Annotated in this window: 15 protein-coding genes and 3 pseudogenes; 12 read left to right on the forward strand and 6 right to left on the reverse strand. The window is 34.1% G+C overall.

Annotated features, from left to right (window positions below; translation table 11 throughout):
• Positions 1 to 3 precede the first annotated feature (3 nt).
• Genes mreC through rodA form a run of 4 tightly spaced genes read left to right on the forward strand, consistent with a single transcriptional unit; the run spans position 4 to position 4,517 of the window.
• On the forward strand, positions 4 to 828 hold the full coding sequence (gene mreC, locus LNP27_RS02220) for a rod shape-determining protein MreC (RefSeq protein WP_229942897.1): 825 nt from the start codon (positions 4 to 6) through the stop codon (positions 826 to 828).
• On the forward strand, positions 821 to 1,327 hold the full coding sequence (gene mreD / locus LNP27_RS02225) for a rod shape-determining protein MreD (protein ID WP_229942898.1): 507 nt from the start codon (positions 821 to 823) through the stop codon (positions 1,325 to 1,327). The genes mreC and mreD overlap by 8 nt, the downstream gene beginning before the upstream one ends.
• Positions 1,324 to 3,276, forward strand: a complete 1,953-nt coding sequence (gene mrdA, locus LNP27_RS02230; RefSeq protein ID WP_229942899.1) for a penicillin-binding protein 2 — start codon at positions 1,324 to 1,326, stop codon at positions 3,274 to 3,276. The genes mreD and mrdA overlap by 4 nt, the downstream gene beginning before the upstream one ends.
• Before the next feature lie 5 nt (positions 3,277 to 3,281).
• Entirely contained in the window at positions 3,282 to 4,517 is a 1,236-nt protein-coding gene (rodA, locus tag LNP27_RS02235; protein WP_229942900.1) for a rod shape-determining protein RodA, read from the forward strand.
• A gap of 10 nt (positions 4,518 to 4,527) precedes the next feature.
• On the opposite strand, the gene LNP27_RS02240 is transcribed toward rodA, so the two are convergent.
• Entirely contained in the window at positions 4,528 to 5,385 is an 858-nt protein-coding gene (locus LNP27_RS02240; RefSeq protein WP_229942901.1) for a DNA/RNA non-specific endonuclease, read from the reverse strand.
• 180 nt (positions 5,386 to 5,565) lie between these two features.
• Positions 5,566 to 7,833, reverse strand: a complete 2,268-nt coding sequence (locus LNP27_RS02245) for a carboxy terminal-processing peptidase (RefSeq protein ID WP_229942902.1) — start codon at positions 7,831 to 7,833, stop codon at positions 5,566 to 5,568.
• A gap of 207 nt (positions 7,834 to 8,040) precedes the next feature.
• On the opposite strand from LNP27_RS02245, the gene surE reads away from it, so the two are divergent.
• From surE to LNP27_RS02270, 5 genes are all read left to right on the forward strand, one after another.
• Entirely contained in the window at positions 8,041 to 8,820 is a 780-nt protein-coding gene (gene surE / locus LNP27_RS02250; RefSeq protein ID WP_229942903.1) for a 5'/3'-nucleotidase SurE, read from the forward strand.
• A complete protein-coding gene (locus LNP27_RS02255) occupies positions 8,813 to 9,085 on the forward strand; it encodes a hypothetical protein (RefSeq protein ID WP_229942904.1) in 273 nt (90 codons plus the stop codon). Before surE ends, LNP27_RS02255 begins: the two co-directional genes overlap by 8 nt.
• A 102-nt stretch (positions 9,086 to 9,187) precedes the next feature.
• The gene (gene lpxB / locus LNP27_RS02260; protein ID WP_229942905.1) at positions 9,188 to 10,306 is read left to right on the forward strand and encodes a lipid-A-disaccharide synthase; all 1,119 of its coding nucleotides are present in this window, start codon (positions 9,188 to 9,190) and stop codon (positions 10,304 to 10,306) included.
• 40 nt (positions 10,307 to 10,346) lie between these two features.
• Positions 10,347 to 10,853: a C40 family peptidase gene (locus tag LNP27_RS02265; protein ID WP_229942906.1), complete on the forward strand. Its 507-nt coding sequence runs from the start codon at positions 10,347 to 10,349 to the stop codon at positions 10,851 to 10,853.
• 94 nt (positions 10,854 to 10,947) lie between these two features.
• Positions 10,948 to 12,978 carry a ComEC/Rec2 family competence protein gene (locus tag LNP27_RS02270; protein ID WP_229942907.1) on the forward strand — a complete coding sequence of 677 codons (2,031 nt, stop codon included), beginning with the start codon at positions 10,948 to 10,950 and terminating at the stop codon, positions 12,976 to 12,978.
• Positions 12,979 to 12,987: 9 nt separating this feature from the next.
• Here LNP27_RS02270 and LNP27_RS02275 read toward each other — a convergent pair whose 3' ends face one another.
• On the reverse strand, positions 12,988 to 13,446 hold the full coding sequence (locus LNP27_RS02275) for a thioredoxin family protein (protein WP_229942908.1): 459 nt from the start codon (positions 13,444 to 13,446) through the stop codon (positions 12,988 to 12,990).
• 48 nt (positions 13,447 to 13,494) lie between these two features.
• Positions 13,495 to 14,808, reverse strand: a pseudogene (locus LNP27_RS02280) (peptide MFS transporter); the annotation flags it as partial.
• A gap of 178 nt (positions 14,809 to 14,986) precedes the next feature.
• Here LNP27_RS02280 and LNP27_RS15330 point away from each other — a divergent pair.
• The 3 genes and pseudogenes from LNP27_RS15330 to LNP27_RS02295 all read left to right on the forward strand — a co-directional run.
• A pseudogene (locus LNP27_RS15330) lies at positions 14,987 to 15,124 on the forward strand (tyrosine-type recombinase/integrase); the annotation flags it as partial.
• 57 nt (positions 15,125 to 15,181) lie between these two features.
• The gene (locus LNP27_RS02290; RefSeq protein ID WP_229941400.1) at positions 15,182 to 15,832 is read left to right on the forward strand and encodes a tyrosine-type recombinase/integrase; all 651 of its coding nucleotides are present in this window, start codon (positions 15,182 to 15,184) and stop codon (positions 15,830 to 15,832) included.
• Positions 15,811 to 16,926, forward strand: a complete 1,116-nt coding sequence (locus LNP27_RS02295; RefSeq protein ID WP_229941399.1) for an IS91 family transposase — start codon at positions 15,811 to 15,813, stop codon at positions 16,924 to 16,926. Before LNP27_RS02290 ends, LNP27_RS02295 begins: the two co-directional genes overlap by 22 nt.
• Before the next feature lie 205 nt (positions 16,927 to 17,131).
• Here the strand turns inward: LNP27_RS02295 and LNP27_RS02300 are convergent.
• Both LNP27_RS02300 and LNP27_RS02305 read right to left on the reverse strand, forming a co-directional pair.
• A pseudogene (locus tag LNP27_RS02300) lies at positions 17,132 to 17,305 on the reverse strand (peptide MFS transporter); the annotation flags it as partial.
• Between the two features lie 68 nt (positions 17,306 to 17,373).
• Positions 17,374 to 19,131, reverse strand: a complete 1,758-nt coding sequence (locus LNP27_RS02305; RefSeq protein WP_229942909.1) for a peptide MFS transporter — start codon at positions 19,129 to 19,131, stop codon at positions 17,374 to 17,376.
• Positions 19,132 to 19,148 lie beyond the last annotated feature (17 nt).

The raw sequence follows: 19,148 nt of genomic DNA on the forward strand, positions 1-19,148 counted from the left end.
ACAATGCAGCAAATATTTAATTTTATTTTTAAAAACAGTAATAGAATACTGTTTTTGCTGCTTATAAGCATTTCCTTAGCACTAACTATTCAGTCGCACTCCTTTCACAGAAGTAAAATTATTAGTTCCGCTAATTTTTTAAGCGGAGGCGTTTATGAAAAAGTAAATAACCTTAATGAGTATTTGAATTTAAAAACTCAAAATGAGGAACTTGCTATTGAAAACGCAAAACTAAAAAGCCTTTTATTTAACGTTAAAGACACTACTACGGCTAAAAGATTAGACAGTTTAAAAGGAGTAAAGCTTGAGGATATTATTGTATCAAAAGTAATCCACAACTCCTATAATGTTTATGAAAATTACCTAACTATAAATTCGGGGGAACGCAATGGTGTAAAACCAGATATGGGTGTCATCAATGACAAGGGAATTGTTGGAATTATTGAAAATACATCTCCTAAATACGCTACTGTAATTAGCATTTTAAACAAGAGAACTCAAATTAATGCTAAGATTAAAAAATCAGATCATTTTGGTTCATTGAACTGGAATGGAAAAAGTACTGGTTTCGTGCAGTTGACAGATCTTCCTAGATTAGCTTTAATAAAGATTGGAGATACAATTGTTACTGGTGGACAATCGGTAATTTTTCCCGAAAATATTAATATTGGAACTATCGCTAAGATTTATAGAGATACGCAAACTAACTTTTACACTTTAGATGTTAAACTATTTAACGATATGACAAACTTAGGTCATGTATATATCATTAAAAGTAAAGATCGTGATGAAGTTCTTAATTTAGAAAAAAGAGAAAAAGATGAATAGCACCTTGTTAGTCAACGTTTCCCGTTTTATACTTTTACTAGCCGTTCAGATTATTATATTCAACAATATGAATTTTTTGGGCTATATTAGTCCATTTCCTTATATTCTATTTATTATTCTGTATCCTGTAAATGGAAACAAGTCAGGATTGATAGCAGCAAGTTTCTTACTTGGGATTATTATGGATTTATTCAGCAATTCAGGGGGAACTCACGCAACTGCTTGTTTAGTTTTAGCCTATGCAAGACCATCAATTTTTAAGTTTGCTTTTGGTTTAAGTTATGAATATCAAACAATAAAAATAAACGATGTATTAACTCCACAACGTTTTTCATTTATATTTCTATCTGTAATCATTCATCACTTTACCCTATTTTTACTAGAAGCATTCCAACTGACCTACATTCTAGACACATTAATAACAACATTATTAAGCACCGTATTTACAATTATAATTTGTATTATTATCATATATCTTATTAAGCCAAATAAACGATGAGAAAAGTCTTGTTGCCTTCTTTAATAATTCTTGCGACTTCTTTGCTTGTTATACGTATTTTTTATTTACAGGTTGTTGATGATACTTTGAAATTAAAGTCGGAAAACAATGCTATTAAAAAGAAATACGAATACCCTGAGAGAGGCTACATTTACGACCGAAAAGGAAAACTTTTGGTTGCTAATCAGGCATCTTACGACATCATGGTTATACCACGTGAGCTAAAAAAAACAGATACTTTAGAGTTTTGTCAATTACTGAATATCACTAAAGAAGAATTCATCAAAAAAATTGAAAAGGCTAAAATATACAGCCCAAGACTTCCCTCTGTTTTCTTATCACAATTGAATAAAAGTGAATTTGCTGCTTTCCAAGAAAAAATTCGAAAATATGAAGGCTTTTATTTCCAAAAGCGTTCGTTAAGAGATTACGATGTAGGTTTTGGTGCAAATATTTTTGGGTCTATCACTCAAGTAAATGAGAAAATAGTTGATAAAAACCCTTATTACAATAGTGGTGACTTAATTGGAAAACAAGGTGTAGAAGAAAGTTACGAAGAGCTTTTAAGAGGTGTTAAAGGAGTCAAATATGTCCAAAAAGACAAATACAATCGTGAAATTGGCTCTTATAAAGACGGAAAATACGACACTATAGCTGTTCAGGGCGAAGATATAAATCTTTCTATAGATGCTGAACTACAGAAATATGGTGAAGAATTGATGATTAATAAAAGAGGTGGAATTGTTGCTATAGAACCTAGCTCAGGCGAAATATTAGCACTAGTTACTGCACCTTCTTACGACCCAGGTATTTTAGTAGGAAGACAGCGGTCTAAAAACTATACTCAATTATATCACGATTCTATTGCAAAACCTCTTTACGATAGAGCGCTATTAGCAGAATACGCTCCTGGATCACCATTTAAAATCTTAACGGGGTTAGTCGCTTTACAAGAAGGTGTTATCGATGAGAACAGCACAGTAATGTGCAACCATGGTTTCAGTTATGCTCGCGGTCGATTCATGAGATGTCACTGCAGTGGAGGTGCGCTACAACTACATCGAGCAATTTATCAATCTTGTAATTCCTATTTTGCGACAGCATTTATGCGTAACATAAATAAGTATGCGAAACCAGCGCAAGGAGTTGATATCTGGAGTAATCATCTAAAGAGCTTTGGTTTAGGACAATTTATGGGTTACGATTTACCAACAGGTAAAAGAGGAAAAATACCTGATTCTAAGACTTACAAAAGAATGTATCCTAATGGTGGTTGGCGAAGCACTGCTATAGTTTCAAATGCAATAGGTCAGGGAGAAGTTGTAATGACGCCAATTCAACTTGCTAATATGATGGCTACAGTGGCTAATGAAGGCTTTTACTACACTCCTCACATCATAAAAAAAATTGAAGAGCACCAAATTGATAAAAAGTTCACTACCAAACATGTTACCACCGTTGACAAAAAATATTTCAAACCTATTATAAGTGGTTTATTTGATGTTTATAACTCCGGAACTGCGAGAGCACTAAGGGTTGAAGGAATTGACATTTGTGGCAAAACTGGTACTGCAGAAAACTTCGCGAAAATAGGAGGTGTAAAAGTAAAATTAGAAGACCATTCTATATTTGTGGCGTTTGCGCCAAAAGACAATCCTAAGATTGCAATTGCAGTAATGGTTGAAAATGGAGGATATGGCGCTACCATTGCAGGACCTATCGCCAGTTTGATGATTGAAAAGTACCTGCGCCAAAAAATTACAAGAGTAGATTTAGAAAAAAGGATGCTGGCAACAAGTTTACAAAGTAGATATGCAAAACTAGGAGGACTTTCTGAAAAAGTGAAAGCACAGATAAGAATTAGTGATTCCCTTTTAAACAAGAAAAAAGCAATCCCTGCAGTAAAAGTAAAAATTGATTCTACGACCGAGAAAAAACAAGCGATATAATTCAGATGAAAAACCAAAGTGTATCAAATAATATTGACTGGATAAGTATAATAATTTATACGTTATTGGTTATTTTGGGCTGGCTTAACATATACTCCTCCTCCTTGTCCTCGATGGAAGATACGTACCAAAAGCAATTGATATTCATTGTACTTACCATTCCTTTGATTTTCGTAGTACTATCAGTTGATGGTAAATTTTACGAAAAATATGCGAGTATTATTTTTATAATCTCGCTATTATCACTTGTAGGTTTATTTGCATTTGGAAAAACCATTGCAGGGCAGCGTTGCTGGTACGCAATAGGAAGCTTTACATTACAACCGTCAGAGTTTGCAAAAGCTGCAACCTCATTAGCGCTAGCGAAATATTTAAGTGACACTCAAATTAATTTAAAAGAAGTCAGTAGGCAGTGGCAGGCGCTAGCCATTATACTTTTACCAGTAATGTTGATTTTGCCGCAGCCCGATCCCGGAAGCGCCTTAATTTACAGTATATTTATAATTGTTTTATACCGCGAGGGACTTCCTGCATGGTATGTGTTAACTGGTTTTGTCACCATATTTTTGTTTGTATTAACGCTCGTATTAGAACCCCAATACGTAATACTTATTGGATTAGCTGTGTTAGTTATCATCCATTTTAAATCGAGATTAGGGGACAGAAATATTGTTTTAAGTAGTATTCTATTTGTGCTTATGTCAGGATTCGTCTTATCTGTAGATTATGTTTTTGATAATGTTTTTAAACAACATCATAGAGACCGTTTCAATATTCTGTTAGGTAAAACTGTTGATATGAAAGGAGTTGGATACAACACCAATCAATCTGAAATCGCGATTGGATCAGGCGGATGGATTGGGAAAGGCTTTCTAGAAGGAACGCAAACTAAAGGAGGTTTTGTACCAGAGCAACATACGGATTATATTTTCACTACAGTAGGCGAAGAATGGGGTTTTGCTGGCTCATTAGTTGTAATAGCTCTTTTTGCAGGCCTATTCCTTAGAATAATATATTTGGCAGAAAGGCAGAAAACAAAATTTAGTAGAGTTTACGGATATTGTGTTGCAGGAATTTTATTTACCCACTTTTTTGTAAATATTGCAATGGTCGTTGGTATTTTCCCAACCATTGGAGTTCCACTACCTTTCTTTTCCTATGGTGGATCTGGACTCTGGGGATTTACTATTTTGTTATTTATTTTCATAAAGATGGATGCCAATAAAGTAAATGAATGGTAAACAGGGAAAATTATTTAAAACTCCACGATTTATAATCGTCGGTACTCTCTAATTTATTTTCTATTGTATCATCTAAAGCGGGAAAGAAATCTATGCCAGTAAGCTTTTCGAGATGATCAACAGCAACTACAAATTCATAAAGAGGCCTCGTGCTAGCTTCATTGGGCACCAGAAAAGAAATCATTTTTATATCGTTCTCGGATGTAGTCAATAAAACTTTATAAAAATATTTAGGAACTGAAACTTTCTCCTTTCCTATAGTTTTTAGTGGCTTGTCTAAAACTCCAGCAGTAACTACATAAACACCATTATACTTCACAGCCCAGTAACGGACTTTTTGCTCTAATCTATTCCAAATACCGTTGTTAAAATCATGTACTTGGGGAGAAATATTTGAAGTAAAAAAAGTGTCGTTATATGCATTTAAATCAAAACTCATATCCCCTGCCGGAACCAAATGACCTTTATCATAACCAGAATTTTTATAATTTTTCCAATCAGCTGAACCTGTTGTTACTTTAGTATCTTCATTAAAAAAAGGCCTTCTAAAATGATTATTCCTTACGTAATCTTTCTTTAGTTCGTACGCTACCCATTCCGATTGCTCATGAGATTCGCTGTAAGAAAGCGTATAATACGCATTTTTCACAATCTGGTTGGTGGTGGACGTAGGTAAATAATCAAAAACTACATTCTTACTCGTATCATTTCGTGCGTGGCTATTACTTGTCTGTACGTCTTCATTAACTAATACACGAGTTCCCTCCTCTTGTTTTATAATCGGCTTATCTGTCCCTTGATTTTTATTACAAGAAAATAAGAAGCTGACGAAAAATAATATCAAAAAGCTATAACTCTGTCTTATCATTTTGTTTTGCATAATATAATTTAAGAGGTGTGTAAAGAGCAAATTCTAGAAGTAACATCAATATTGCCAAGTATTAAAAAATTTGTTATTATTTAAAGCGTAAAATAACTTAAAAAAAACGCTCCAAAAAAAATATTTTTTTGGAGCGCTGGTTTAAATTGAAATACCAATTACTTAAAGTTATGATTTCGCTAATTTCTCTTTCTTTAATTTAACAGGCATGATTTTTTTTGAAACTGTTTTAGTTTGCAAATCATCTAAGACATTTAAGGCTTCTTCAACGTAAACATCTTTCGATAATGCTTCATGCCATCTTTCTCTTTTCTCTTTCAAAGTAACGTCCTTATTCATAGCGTCAGTTTCGTAAGGCAATGAAGTAAACGAAAGTGCGTTTTTATAATCCATAATTGGTTTATATTTTTTAGCCTTTTCCTCCACTTCTGATTGAGCCGTTTTGAATTTATCTATATTCAGACTATAAACATTATCTTTACTTCTGCTGTCAATCCACTTTGCATTTTCTTCAATTAATTGAAATTGAGGATTAGCACTTATTCTATTTTTACTATTTGCAATAGCTTGATTAAAATTGGCGTTTTTGTTCCATTCAATATAATCTGTTTTGTCAATTTTATCCCATGGCATTGCGTTCTCTATATCACGCTCACCCATTTTAAGGTACGCATAACGATCAGGCATAACAATATCACTATGCACTCCTTCTAGTTGAGTAGAACCGCCGTTTATTCGATAGAATTTTTGCGTTGTCGTTTTAATAGCTCCTAAATCACCTACACCACTATTACGAACAAATTGATTCAAATCGATAACATTTTGCACCGTTCCTTTACCGTAAGTTTGTTTACTACCAATGATAATTCCTCTTTTATAATCTTGTATTGCCGCCGCTAGAATTTCAGAAGCTGAAGCTGAAAAACTATTCACCATTATTACTAAAGGCCCATCATACTCAATTTTCTTATCTCTGTCGTAAAGCACTTCTTTCTTTCTACCAGCTGATTTAATTTGAACTATTGGACCTTGCTCAATGAACAGTCCTGCAATATCAACAACAGTAGATAGAGATCCGCCACCATCATCACGAACATCTAAGACAATTCCGTTAACACCAGCTTTTTTCAATCGATCTACTTCTATAGCGATATCTTTACCTGCATCTCTTCCATCCTTGTTCTCAAAGTCAATATAGAATTTAGGCAAATAAATCACACCATATTTTAATCCATCTTTGTTTACAATACTTGATTTAGCGTAGGTTTCTTCGATTTCAACAATATCTCTAATGATTGGGATAACCTTAATAGTTCCATCCACTTTTTTAACAGTAAGACGAACTTCTGAACCTTTAGGCCCTTTTATTTTCTTAACTACATCATCAAGACGCATCCCAACAACATCAACTGCTTCTTTATTTCCTTGCGCCACTTTCATAATTAAATCACCAGATTCAAGTAGTTTTCCTCTCCACGCTGGTCCACCAGAAATAAGTTCGGTAATTTCAGTGTAATCATTTTTCTTTTGAAGGCGCGCTCCAATTCCTTCTAGTTTCCCACTAATACTCACATCAAAGCGTTCTTTTTCCTCTGGAGCAAAATAGTTTGTATGAGGATCAAATCGTGCAGTTATTGAATTAATGTAAACAGAAAACCAATCATTTCTATCTAAATCATTCATAAAACCGAAATACTCATCCAAAGATTTTAGCGCACTAGCTCTAGTATCTTTCTCTAATTCTTCAAACGATTTAATTTTACCATCCCCTTTGTCAGCGCTACTTTTATCAGAGTCGTAAGAATCTAGTTTAAGATTTTGATCAGAATTTAATACCGCTGTAGAATCTTTAGTTTTAACGATACCCTTACTTTTATTATCCTGCATTTCTAAACGGTCAGTTAATGACGAAAGAGTAGATAATTTGATCTGCTTGCGCCATCTATCAGTAAGATCCTTAAAGTTTTTAGAGTAAGGTGCTTTTTCATAATCCGTATTAAAACTCTCATCGATTTTATAATCGAATGGTTTACTCAAAACATCTTTATAGATTTTTTTACTTTCGTCCATTCTTTGCATCAATCGTGTGTAAGTCAAATCAAAGAAAGACAAATCCTTGTTCATAATCTGATCATCTAATTGCAATTCAAATTTTGAAAATTCATCGACATCAGATTGCAAAAAGAATCTTTTGGATGGATCCAAAGCTTGAATGTAATCTTTATACACACCTTTTGAGAATGCATCATCTATAGGAGAGGGACTATAATGTCCTTTTTCTATTACGAACGTTAGTAATTCCAAAAGCAATTTATCCTTTTCAGGATCATTTGCTTTTGAAGCATTCATTTTAAAGGCGAATAATGTCACCGATATGCATACGACAGCAAGTATAATTTTATAATTTCTTTTCATAAAGTTAAGAATAGTATTCATGAATTTTTTATTCTAATTTACGGTAAAAACTATGCCAACGGTAGCAAAGCCCCTATAAATTTTTGTTAAAGATATAAAAATGTTTATTTTTTCTATAGTAATTGATTCAAGATAACATATTTTTATCTTTTGTTCACACAAAACCTTTGTGAGTCCAAAGATTTGCTAATAAAAACATAAATTAAACTTTTTTTTAACAAATATATAATGAAAAACAGTAGACCTTTAATTCTAATTACGAATGACGATGGCGTTTCGGCTCCAGGAATAAAAGCACTAATTTCAGTAATGGCTGAATTAGGCGAAATTGTAGTTGTGGCGCCAGATTCTCCACAAAGCGCAATGGGTCATGCGATTACCACCAACAGCACTTTGTATTTAAACAAAATCTCTAAGGAAGGTGATCCGTATCTTGAATACAGTTGTTCCGGTACTCCAGTAGATTGTGTAAAATTAGCAGTGAACGAGATTTTAAAAAGAAAACCTGATTTATGCGTTTCAGGAATAAATCATGGCTCTAACTCTTCGATAAACGTAATTTATTCAGGAACAATGAGCGCTGCACTCGAAGCCGGAATAGAAGGCATTCCAGCTATAGGTTTCTCACTAGCAGATTTTGATTGGAACGCTAACTTTGAACCTGTAAAATCATTTGTCAAAAAAATCTCCTTACAAGTTTTAGAAAACGGCTTGCCAGAAGGTGTTATATTAAATGTCAATTTTCCAAAATTAGCAGCAAAAGACATTAAGGGAATTCGAGTTTGTCGTCAAGCGAAAGCCCGATGGATGGAAAAATTTGATAAGAGAAAAACACCGCAAGGAAGAGACTACTACTGGCTCGCTGGAGAATTTGTCAACCAAGATAAAGGCGAAGACACTGATGAGTGGGCACTAGAAAATAACTACATATCAGTAGTTCCTGTCCAATTTGATTTGACTGCACATCACACGATCCAGCAACTTAATACTTGGAATTGGAATGAATAAGAAAGATTTATTACTAGGATTTTTAATAGGTTTCGTATCGACATTGCTTGGCTCTTATCTCTTTATCACCTTTTTTACTGATTTTACATTTATAGCTGGAATTCAGATTCTGAAGTCACAAGGAAATCTGGGTAAACTAATTACATTAGGATGTATTCTGACTTTAATTGCCTTTGGCATTCTATTAAAAATGAACAAAGAAATCATGGCTCGTGGTGTAGTATTGGCAGTTATTGTATTGGCCATACTCACTTTATTTATATAACAAATGATATTAGTTTATCTTTGTCGATTAGAAAAAGACTTAAAAACACAGTCTGAATCTAATAGATTAGTTTTTTAAAAATCTTATTCAGAGGGAAAAAATATGAAATATTATATAATTGCAGGAGAAGCTTCAGGTGACTTGCATGGTTCTAATTTGATGAAAGAACTGTACAAAAAAGATCCAAATGCTAATATCCGTTTTTGGGGTGGTGATTTAATGACAGCTGCAGGTGGAACCTTAGTGAAACATTATCGTGAATTAGCTTTCATGGGGTTTATCGAGGTAATTTTTAATTTAAAAACCATTCTAGGTAATATTAAAATATGTAAAAAGGACATACTTAGTTTTCAACCTGACGTTCTTATATTTATTGACTATCCAGGATTTAATATGCGAATTGCAAAATGGGCAAAAGTTTTAGGAATGAAAACCCATTATTATATTTCTCCGCAAATTTGGGCTTGGAAAGAAAATAGAATTACTGATATTAAACGTGATGTTGATAAAATGTATGTGATTTTGCCTTTCGAGAAAAAGTTCTACGAAGACAAACACAATTACCCAGTCGAATTTGTTGGTCACCCATTAATTGATGCAATTCACAATCAACCGAAAGTAGACCCAGCACTTTTCAGGGAAAATAATCAATTAAACGACAAACCAATAATCGCAATTTTACCTGGTAGCAGAAAACAAGAAATTACAAAAATGCTGTCAGTAATGCTAAGTGTTGTTCATGATTTTCCTGATTATCAATTTGTAATTGCGGGTGCTCCTAGTCAAGATTTTTCTTTTTATCAAGATTTTATTACTCAAGATAATATAAAATTTATCTCAAACAAAACCTATGATTTACTGTCAAATGCAACAGCTGCATTGGTAACTTCAGGAACAGCTACGCTAGAAACGGCACTTTTTAAAGTTCCAGAAGTGGTATGCTATAAAGGCAGTTGGGCATCGTACCAAATTGCAAAACGAATTATTACACTCAAATACATTTCGTTAGTAAACTTGATTATGGATGAAGAGGTTGTGACTGAATTGATTCAAGACGATTGTAATACGAAACGTATTCGAGAAGAACTTCAAAAAATATTAAACACAAATCATCGCAATACGCTTTTAGAAAAATATGCGTTATTAGAACAGCAATTAGGCGGAATAGGTGCAAGCGAAAAAACGGCCGCGCTCATTGTCAATAATTTACGACAAACTTAACCTTTACTTCAAAATCTTATATCAATTAAAGTAAACTCTTTTGAAACATTTCGTCCTTCTAATATTATTAGCAAGCTTTTTCACGGCTTGTAAATCAACATCGCCTATTGTCACTTCAAAAAAAGAAAGAAATTCTCGTTCCGAAAATAAAAAAACAGAGCGCTTAGTAGAACAATTAATTGATGTGGCTACTAAAAACATTGGGGTAAGATATAAATATGGAGGCACCACAAAAGCGGGGTATGATTGCTCTGGATTAATGTACACCGTTTTCAACTCAGAAAATATAGTGCTACCGCGCAACTCGTACGCACAATCTAAAATTGGTGTAGTTTTAAATCAAAAAAAAGATCAGGTTCAAAAAGGAGATTTGGTTTTTTTCAAGACGAATAAAAGTAACCAAATTAACCATGTGGGAATTGTCATCGAAGCTAACGATGATGAAATTAAATTTATCCATTCCTCTACTTCAAAAGGAGTTATTATTTCCTCTACTAAAGAACCATACTACAGAAATACCCTTGTTCAAATCAATCGGGTTTTATAAAAAAACAAACTATGCCTCATAATAGTTTAGATTCTTAACAAATATATCCATACAAAAAAAACCGTTTGTTACTGAAAATATGTACTTTAGAGTTATGAAAGTACTGCAATTCCCTTTAGCGAGAATAACCATTGGATTTGTTCTAGGTTTGCTAGTTGCGTATTATGTGCAATTGCCAGTTCAGGTAGTTTTCAGTATTCTTATCCTAACATTTATCGTTTTTGGTCTGCTTTTTTATTTTGGCAAAAATAAAAACTCGATTTATTTTGGGGTTGCAACGTATCTTTTGTCTTTCATCATTGGTATTTCAAACCAAATAGTACACACTGATTTTTTTCAGAAAAGCAATTACATTCACGACTCCACCATATTTGAAAAGCCTCACTTCATAAACCTTACTATTAGAGAAAAACTAAAAAACTCTTCTTATAGTGACAGATATATTGCTGTTATAAACCGTGTTGATAAAAAAGATCAAACAGGGAAAATCCTATTAAACATTCCAAAAGACAGTGCTAGTCACGAGCTAGAAATCGGCACTTCTTTATTGATAAAAGGAATTCTGACTAAAAATAAACCACCAAATAATCCAAATCAGTTCGACTACAGCAGATATCTTGAAAACAAACAAATTTACGCACAACTATATGCCGACATTAGTGAAATAAAAACTGGATCTAAAATCCAAAAGAATGTTTGGCATTATTCTTCAAAATTAAGAGCTAGAATATTACAGAATTTAGAAAAAAACAATTTTAACAAAACCGAATTGAATGTCGCCCTTGCGTTAATTTTGGGACAACGTCAAGAAATCTCAGCAGATATTATTCGGGATTATCAATATGCGGGAGCGGTTCATATTTTATCAGTTTCAGGATTGCATATTGGATTCATTTTGCTATTTGTAACTTTCCTATTAAAGCCTATTCCTAACACAAGACGTGGCTCTTTTATTAAACTAATCATCATTTTACTCTCATTATCCTCTTTTGCAATTATTGCCGGTTTAGCACCATCAGTAGTTCGTTCAGTAACCATGTTTTCTTTTGTTGCTCTAGGCAGTCATCTTCGTCGAAGTGTAAACATCTACCACACTTTATTAGTTTCTATTCTTCTTATATTACTCGTCGAACCTTCATTCCTATTTGATGTAGGTTTCCAATTAAGCTATGTAGCTGTATTTTTCATAATTTGGCTTCAGCCTTTATTAACCACACTTTGGAATCCAAAAACGAAATTTTCAAAATATGCTTGGGACATTCTAACCGTTTCGTTTGCAGCACAAATAGGCACTTTACCACTAAGCATCTATTATTTCCATCAGTTTCCGGGGTTGTTCTTTATAACTAACTTACTCATAATACCTATGCTAAGTATAATAATGGCTTTAGGAGTAGTAGTAATGATTTTAGCAGCATTTAATATAATTCCAATATTTCTTTCCCAATTATTGGAATGGAGTATTTACTATCTGAACAAAACAATAAACACAATAGCATCTTTCGAACAGTTTATAATTCAGGATATACCGCTGCATTTTTATGTATTAATAAGCAGTTATTTATTACTATTTACTATGATTATTTGGTTCAAAAAACCCGCTTTTAATAAACTTGTGATGGTCTTGATTTCCATCATCATATTCCAAATTTCCTACTTTAAAATATACTGGAATACTACCACTGAACAAGAATTAATCATTTTCAACACTAAAAGAAATTCTTTGATTGCAGAAAGAAAAGCAGGAGACATTACCGTATATGCCAAAGACAGCATTTTGAAAACAGCTCATAAAAGCAGCGTTCTAAAATCATATTGCATTGGAAATTTGAGCAGTATAAAACACAAAGAAGAGCTCCAAAATTATATTTATTTCAATGGAAAGAAAATATTCGTGTTGGATAGTTCAGGTGTTTCCCCCAAAAACAACAATCCAGATATACTTCTGCTGACACAGTCATCTAAGATAAATTTAGATCGCCTATTGATAACTATGAAACCGAAAATAGTCATTGCTGACGCATCTAATTTTAAAAACATACAAAGAAACTGGAAAGCAAGTTGTGAAAAACACAAAATCCCTTTTCACGCCACTGCTGAAAAGGGATTCTATAAATTGAATTAATTAAAAAACTTATTTGCTAAAGAAGCCGTTTGCTACCGCCAACCATGCTGTAGGTCCACCGGCTACATATCCAGTACTTCCTAATCCTTCAAAATTAACTTTACCATCTTTTACAGCAGCTTTTGCAAAGACTACAGTCGGAAATCCTTGTATTCCAAAAGCTTGTTGCAACTCGCCATTTTGTTTTTTAATTTCAGCAGTTTGCGGGGCTCTTCTTGGATAATCTAGTTCGACTAAAACTACATTTTCCTTTGCCCATTTTGCAAATTCAGTTGTTTTTAAAACTTCCTTTTGCAAACGAATACACCAACCGCACCAGTCGCTTCCGGTAAAAAATAACAACAATGGCTTTTGGGTTTTATTAGAAACTTCTATCGCCTTATTAACATTGGTTTCCCACACTAATTCTTGTGCTTCAGCTGCAAATGAGCCTGTAAACAATAATAATGCGATTATGATTTTTTTCATTTTATTATTTTATTTTTACCCTTTCAAATATAATGCCGCAAAGCAAATTTACTTGACTTCTTGCATTAATTTTTTAATCAAAGGCGAGATAGCAATTAAAACAACTCCTGCAACTAAGGAATAAATTGCTAGTTGATAATAACCATCAGTGTAAGACTGAAGTTTAGACATCAAGGTTGTTTCACTATTCGATTGCGAAATTGCCGCTCCTAATTTTCCTGCCGCTAATTGACCAAAAGCACTAGCTAAAAACCACAATCCCATCATCATTCCAAATAACTTTTTTGGAGACAATTTAGTAATAATTGACATTCCTATTGGCCCTAAGCATAGTTCTCCAATTGTTGTCACAAAATAAGCAAACGCAAATAAATTAAGCGAGGTTATCCCTTCTACATTGGCAAAAAACTTAGTGTAGTAAAACAAATAAAAAGATGCTGATAGAAATAAAAATCCGATACCAAATTTTATTAATGTATTAGGCTCTAATTTCTTTTTAGCCAGCCAAAGCCAAAGCAATCCAATAATTGGACTTAAAAGCACAACAAACAAAGTGTTTGAACTATTGTTGACCACATTTGGATCAATAGTAAATCCTAACAAATTACTATTTAAGTTATCTTTAGCAAATAACGATAGTGATCCGCCACTTTGCTCATAAATCGCATTAAATAAGAAATAGAAAAATATAAATAGAAAGGCAGCAAATAATTTCTTCTGCAACTTTACCTCTCCTAATTTGAACAATTCATACGTAAAATAAGAAAGGGCAATTATACCAATAGTGTACATGAAATAATCTGTGTAATCCGTGTTTTTCACCATTATAAAGATAAATGGAATACTCAACAACGATCCTAAGTAAACAGCTACTTCACGCGTTTTTCTTTTCGAAGCTGAAAGGTCTAATAAAGGAGAATTACCTATTGGTCCTAAATGTTTTTTGGTAAAAAGAAAAGTAACTAATCCAAAAATCATAACGATTGCTGCAGCTAGAAAGCAGAGTGTCCAAGAATGGTATTTCCCTAAGTAGATACATAATGCACCACCAAATAATCCACCAATATTGATTCCAGCATAGAACATACCATAACCAGCATCACGTCTAGGATCTTTCTCGTGATATAATTCGCCCACCATCGACGAGATATTCGGTTTGAAAAAACCAGTTCCAATAATAGAAAAGGCAATTCCGTAATAAAATAAGGTTTGTGGTGAAAATGCAATTAACAAATTACCTACAATCATTACAATTCCTCCAAAAAACAACGATTTCTTGAATCCTAAAATCTTATCAGCAAAAATACCACCTATAAAAGTAAAAGCGTAAACAAACGCTTGAATTGCACCATACTGCAAGTTGAACTAAACCTTCGGTAGCGCGAAACCGAAAAAGTAGTACTTTTCAAAGATAACTAAAATCTATTATTATGACTACAAAAAAAAGCATCCTGATGCCTTAAGAGAAAACAATATTCTCAACCAAGCCAGGCGAGAAGTTCCGGGTTTTGAGGAACTAATAGATCGATTTGAGCGCACCATTTCGGTTTTAGGACGAAGCCCAAGTACTTTTAGAAATTATTCGCTCCATGTAGCTTCTCTTGCTTTGTATTTTGGGAAGATTCCCACCGAATTGGACCCTGAGCAAATACATGACTACCTTTTTTATCTACAAAAAAAGTCGAAAACCCCTTCACAAACCTATTTTAAACACACTGTTTACGGTCTTCGATTTTTGCTAAAATCGGAGGGGTTAGCTTATGAATACTTACGTTTACCTTCTATAAAACACGAGAAAAAACTTCCTGTAGTACTCAGTAAAGCTGAAGTTTGGGCGATGCTCCAAGGGGCTAAATTGCTCAAGCACAAAGTCCTTATCGGTTTGCTTTACGGCTGTGGACTTCGTTGTATGGAAGCACGTTCGGTGCGTTTACAAGATTTAGATTTTGATAGAAAACAACTCAAAGTGGTACAGGGCAAGGGAAAGAAAGACCGTTATGTACCCCTTTCGGTTCATTTAATCCGAGGATTAAAGAAATATATTGAAGCCGAAAAACCCAAAGAGTATCTTTTTAATGGTCAGCCGATAGAGCGATCTGGAGGCGATTTTGACAATCGATACAGCCAGCGCGGCGTACAATGGGCGGTAAAACAAGTCGCCAAAGCCGTTGGGATTATCAAAGAAGTTCATGTACACACACTACGCCATTCCTACGCCACACATTTGCTTGAAGACGGTATGGATATCATAACGCTCAAAGACCTTTTGGGACATCAAAATATAGAAACAACCATAGAATATTTGCAGATTGCTCAATTAGAGAGCCAACAAAAATTTAGTCCGCTTGATACTCTTTTTGCTCAATGCAGCCCAGGTTTGAAGTAGCCGATGTGCTGAGAAAGCTTGGAACAAGAATTGAAACTTTAGGATTAAACACTTGGCAACTCCGAACTTTATCTGCCCTAAAACGCTGTAGAACATCAGAACTAGGTGGCCATATTGATGCCTGTGATGGTTGCGGAAAAATCAGGATCAGTTACAACAGTTGCCGCAATCGGCATTGCCCAAAGTGTCAGGGTAACAAGCGAGAAGATTGGATTCAGGCAAGAGCCACTGAGCTTTTGCCAGTACCTTATTTTCATGTGGTTTTTACCTTGCCAGATAGTATTAATTCTTTAGCAATTCATCAGCCCAAAATGGTTTATGACATTTTGTTTGAAGCGACTTGGGAAACGCTAGGACAATTTGGTAAAACCAAGGATATACAGACTGGAATGATAGCCGTTTTGCACACTTGGGGACAGCAATTGAGTTTGCATCCGCACTTGCATTGTATTGTTCCTGGTGGAGGAGTGAATAAAGAAGGGAAATGGCAAAATAGCAGAATGGATGGTAAATTCTTGTTTCCAGTAAAAGCTTTATCAAAAGTTTTTAAGGCGAAATATTGCGAAAAACTCAAAGCAAAAGAGCCGATTAAATACGAACAAATACGTCAAGAATTATGGAGAAAACCTTGGGTAGTTTTTGCAAAGAAGCCTTTTGGAAGTCCAAAGACTGTGGTAGAATATTTAGGAAGATACACCCATAAAATCGCCATTAGCAACCATCGAATAAAAAATATCGACAATCAAAACGTCACTTTTGATTACAAGGATTATCGGGTAGCGGGAGCAAAGAAGCAAATGACGCTCACTCACGGGGAATTTATCAGGCGGTTTTCATTGCATGTTTTGCCCAAACGTTTTGTAAAAATCCGTCATTATGGCTTTTTGAGTAGCAGCTGGAAGCGCCAAAAGTTGAAACTTTTGCAGGAGAAACTCAAGGTTAAAACATTGGAAAAAGTAGAAAAAAAGCCCTTTTTACCCAAATGTCCGTGTTGTAAAACTGGGAATTTACACCGAATAGCGGTTTTTGACCAGCGTGGTCCGCCTGCTTGGTATCTTGGCGGTAGCCAAAGTGCTACTTCCTGTGAAAGTTAATTTTATGGGTAAGGGAACTTATGTTCTATTGTGACGTAAAACAGATTAAAACCAACTGAAAAAATACTCCAAAAAAAAAGAGGATACTAAATCCTCTAAATATTCCTCAATTAATTTTGCGATAATTCCATAGTTCCTGCCAGTGACCGGTTCCGTTCAACACGTGCTTCATTGTTGGTGCTTCGCACCCAACGAATCCCTAGCTGTTAGCAGCAGCATCTTTTAATAGTAGTTGATCTACCATAAAAAAAGTAAGTACTCCTCGCATGCCGTAGAAACAAAAACGCTCCCACATTTCAACTATAAACAAATACCAAAGTTGCTTAGGGTATTTACCCTCGAAATTCTGGATCTGCTCTATTGTAATATTATTGTCCATTTAATTAAGCGCTCGAATTACCGTCACCGATTTTTTTAGATTGAAAAACTTGATAAAAATTTTAAAAATTAGTGAACACCGTGCATTAATTTTTTCAACAAAGGATTTAAAGCAATCACCAAAACACCCGCTACAATAGGCACAATAGCAAAAATCAAGAAAAACGTTGACAAACTATACTGACTTGTAATATTGTCAATTTGACCTCCTAGAACTGCTGCTAATTTGTTTCCAATGGCTATGGCCAGATACCACATTCCAAACATGAAGGCAATCATCCGCGCTGGAACTAATTTACTAACGTAAGATAAACCAACAGGCGATAAGAATAACTCTCCTAAAGTGTGGAATAAATAAGCTAATACCAACCAAATCATCGATACTTTGATTCCTTCTGTGATTCCGTATGCTCCGTAAGCTAAAAGACCAAAACCAATCGCCATAATGATTAATCCTAAACCATATTTGTAAGCTGCAGAAGGATTGTATTTACTATCCCATAATTTAGAAACTGTAGATGCAAATGCAATTATAAAAAAGGAATTAAGAATACTAAACCAAGAAACTGTAATTTCCGATGATGTAGCTGTAAATTCTTTGTACAACATCCATATTGCTACTGACCAAACTCCTATAAAACAAATTGCCAAAACGACATTTGAACCTGGAATTTTTTTCCAGGACTGTTTACCTAATAATATTAATACCCAAGACACGATCAATAAAGGAATAATCGTAAGTAAAGTATTGATGATATTAAAAGTAGTTAATGCACTTCCTTCTAAAGTTCGATCAACATTATCCCTAGCAAAGATTACAAGTGAAGAAGCTCCTTGCTCAAAAGACATCCAAAAGAAAACTGTGAAAAATGCAAATATTATTACCGCAATCATTCGATGTCTAATTACAGTTGTATACCTCATGAGTCTAGAAACAACTAAGATTAAAAAGAAAACAAGAGCTACAATAATCATTACATTCTGACCATCTAACGCACCTAATTTAAAAGGAAATAAATTGATAGATGCAATTTTAGATAAGGGGTCGTTAAAAGCATATAACAAACCAATAACTGTTGTAATAACAATTAAAACCTTGTCAACCATTGTAAATGGATTTCTTTTGTCCTCATCAAGATTACTTTGTTTTGCAAGTTCTTCAGCTTTTTTAACTTCAGCACGATTAGGCACTTCACCAATTGATCCAAATAATGGTTTGGCCAACCAAAATTGTAAAGTTCCTAAAAGCATAAAAACTCCCGCTAAACCAAAGCCCCAATGCCATCCCACTTTTTCAGCCAAGTAACCACAAAGCATCATTCCAAAAAACGCACCAGCGTTTACACCCATATAAAAAATAGTGTAGGCTCCATCCTTCTTTTCTGGATAATCTTTATACATCTCAGAAAGTATAGACGTCATATTTGGTTTAAAAAATCCAGTTCCTAAAACCAGTAATCCTAGACCAACATAAAGCATTGTAGGAGAATCAATAGCCATCGAAGCGTGTCCTAATGTCATAATTAGTGCACCGATAACAACTGCCCAACGATAACCAATATATTTATCAGCTATAATTCCACCAAAAATAGGTGTGATATAAAGCAACATAGCATACGTTCCATAAAGTGCTCCTGCATTTTCAGAGGACCAACCCCAGCCTGCATTGTCTCCAATGATCGACATTGTTAGGAAGTTTATTAATAACACACGCATACCATAAAACGAAAATCGCTCCCACATTTCTGTGAAAAATAAAACGAATAATCCTGATGGATGACCTAAAACTGTACTCTTAAAAAATTGATCTGTGGTATTTTGATTCATGTTGTATTTAATTGTGC

Origin of the sequence: Flavobacterium galactosidilyticum, from assembly GCF_020911945.1 — a bacterium.
GTDB lineage: Bacteria > Bacteroidota > Bacteroidia > Flavobacteriales > Flavobacteriaceae > Flavobacterium > Flavobacterium galactosidilyticum.

What these genes read in the sequence shown, in the direction of transcription:
- mreC (WP_229942897.1), top strand. Translation starts at nt 4, where the DNA reads ATGCAGCAAATATTTAATTTTATTTTTAAAAACAGTAATAGAATACTG.
- mreD (WP_229942898.1), top strand. Translation starts at nt 821, where the DNA reads ATGAATAGCACCTTGTTAGTCAACGTTTCCCGTTTTATACTTTTACTA.
- mrdA (WP_229942899.1), top strand. Translation starts at nt 1,324, where the DNA reads ATGAGAAAAGTCTTGTTGCCTTCTTTAATAATTCTTGCGACTTCTTTG.
- rodA (WP_229942900.1), top strand. Translation starts at nt 3,282, where the DNA reads ATGAAAAACCAAAGTGTATCAAATAATATTGACTGGATAAGTATAATA.
- LNP27_RS02240 (WP_229942901.1), bottom strand. Translation starts at nt 5,385, where the DNA reads ATGATAAGACAGAGTTATAGCTTTTTGATATTATTTTTCGTCAGCTTC.
- LNP27_RS02245 (WP_229942902.1), bottom strand. Translation starts at nt 7,833, where the DNA reads ATGAATACTATTCTTAACTTTATGAAAAGAAATTATAAAATTATACTT.
- surE (WP_229942903.1), top strand. Translation starts at nt 8,041, where the DNA reads ATGAAAAACAGTAGACCTTTAATTCTAATTACGAATGACGATGGCGTT.
- LNP27_RS02255 (WP_229942904.1), top strand. Translation starts at nt 8,813, where the DNA reads ATGAATAAGAAAGATTTATTACTAGGATTTTTAATAGGTTTCGTATCG.
- lpxB (WP_229942905.1), top strand. Translation starts at nt 9,188, where the DNA reads ATGAAATATTATATAATTGCAGGAGAAGCTTCAGGTGACTTGCATGGT.
- LNP27_RS02270 (WP_229942907.1), top strand. Translation starts at nt 10,948, where the DNA reads ATGAAAGTACTGCAATTCCCTTTAGCGAGAATAACCATTGGATTTGTT.
- LNP27_RS02275 (WP_229942908.1), bottom strand. Translation starts at nt 13,446, where the DNA reads ATGAAAAAAATCATAATCGCATTATTATTGTTTACAGGCTCATTTGCA.
- LNP27_RS02295 (WP_229941399.1), top strand. Translation starts at nt 15,811, where the DNA reads ATGCAGCCCAGGTTTGAAGTAGCCGATGTGCTGAGAAAGCTTGGAACA.
- LNP27_RS02305 (WP_229942909.1), bottom strand. Translation starts at nt 19,131, where the DNA reads ATGAATCAAAATACCACAGATCAATTTTTTAAGAGTACAGTTTTAGGT.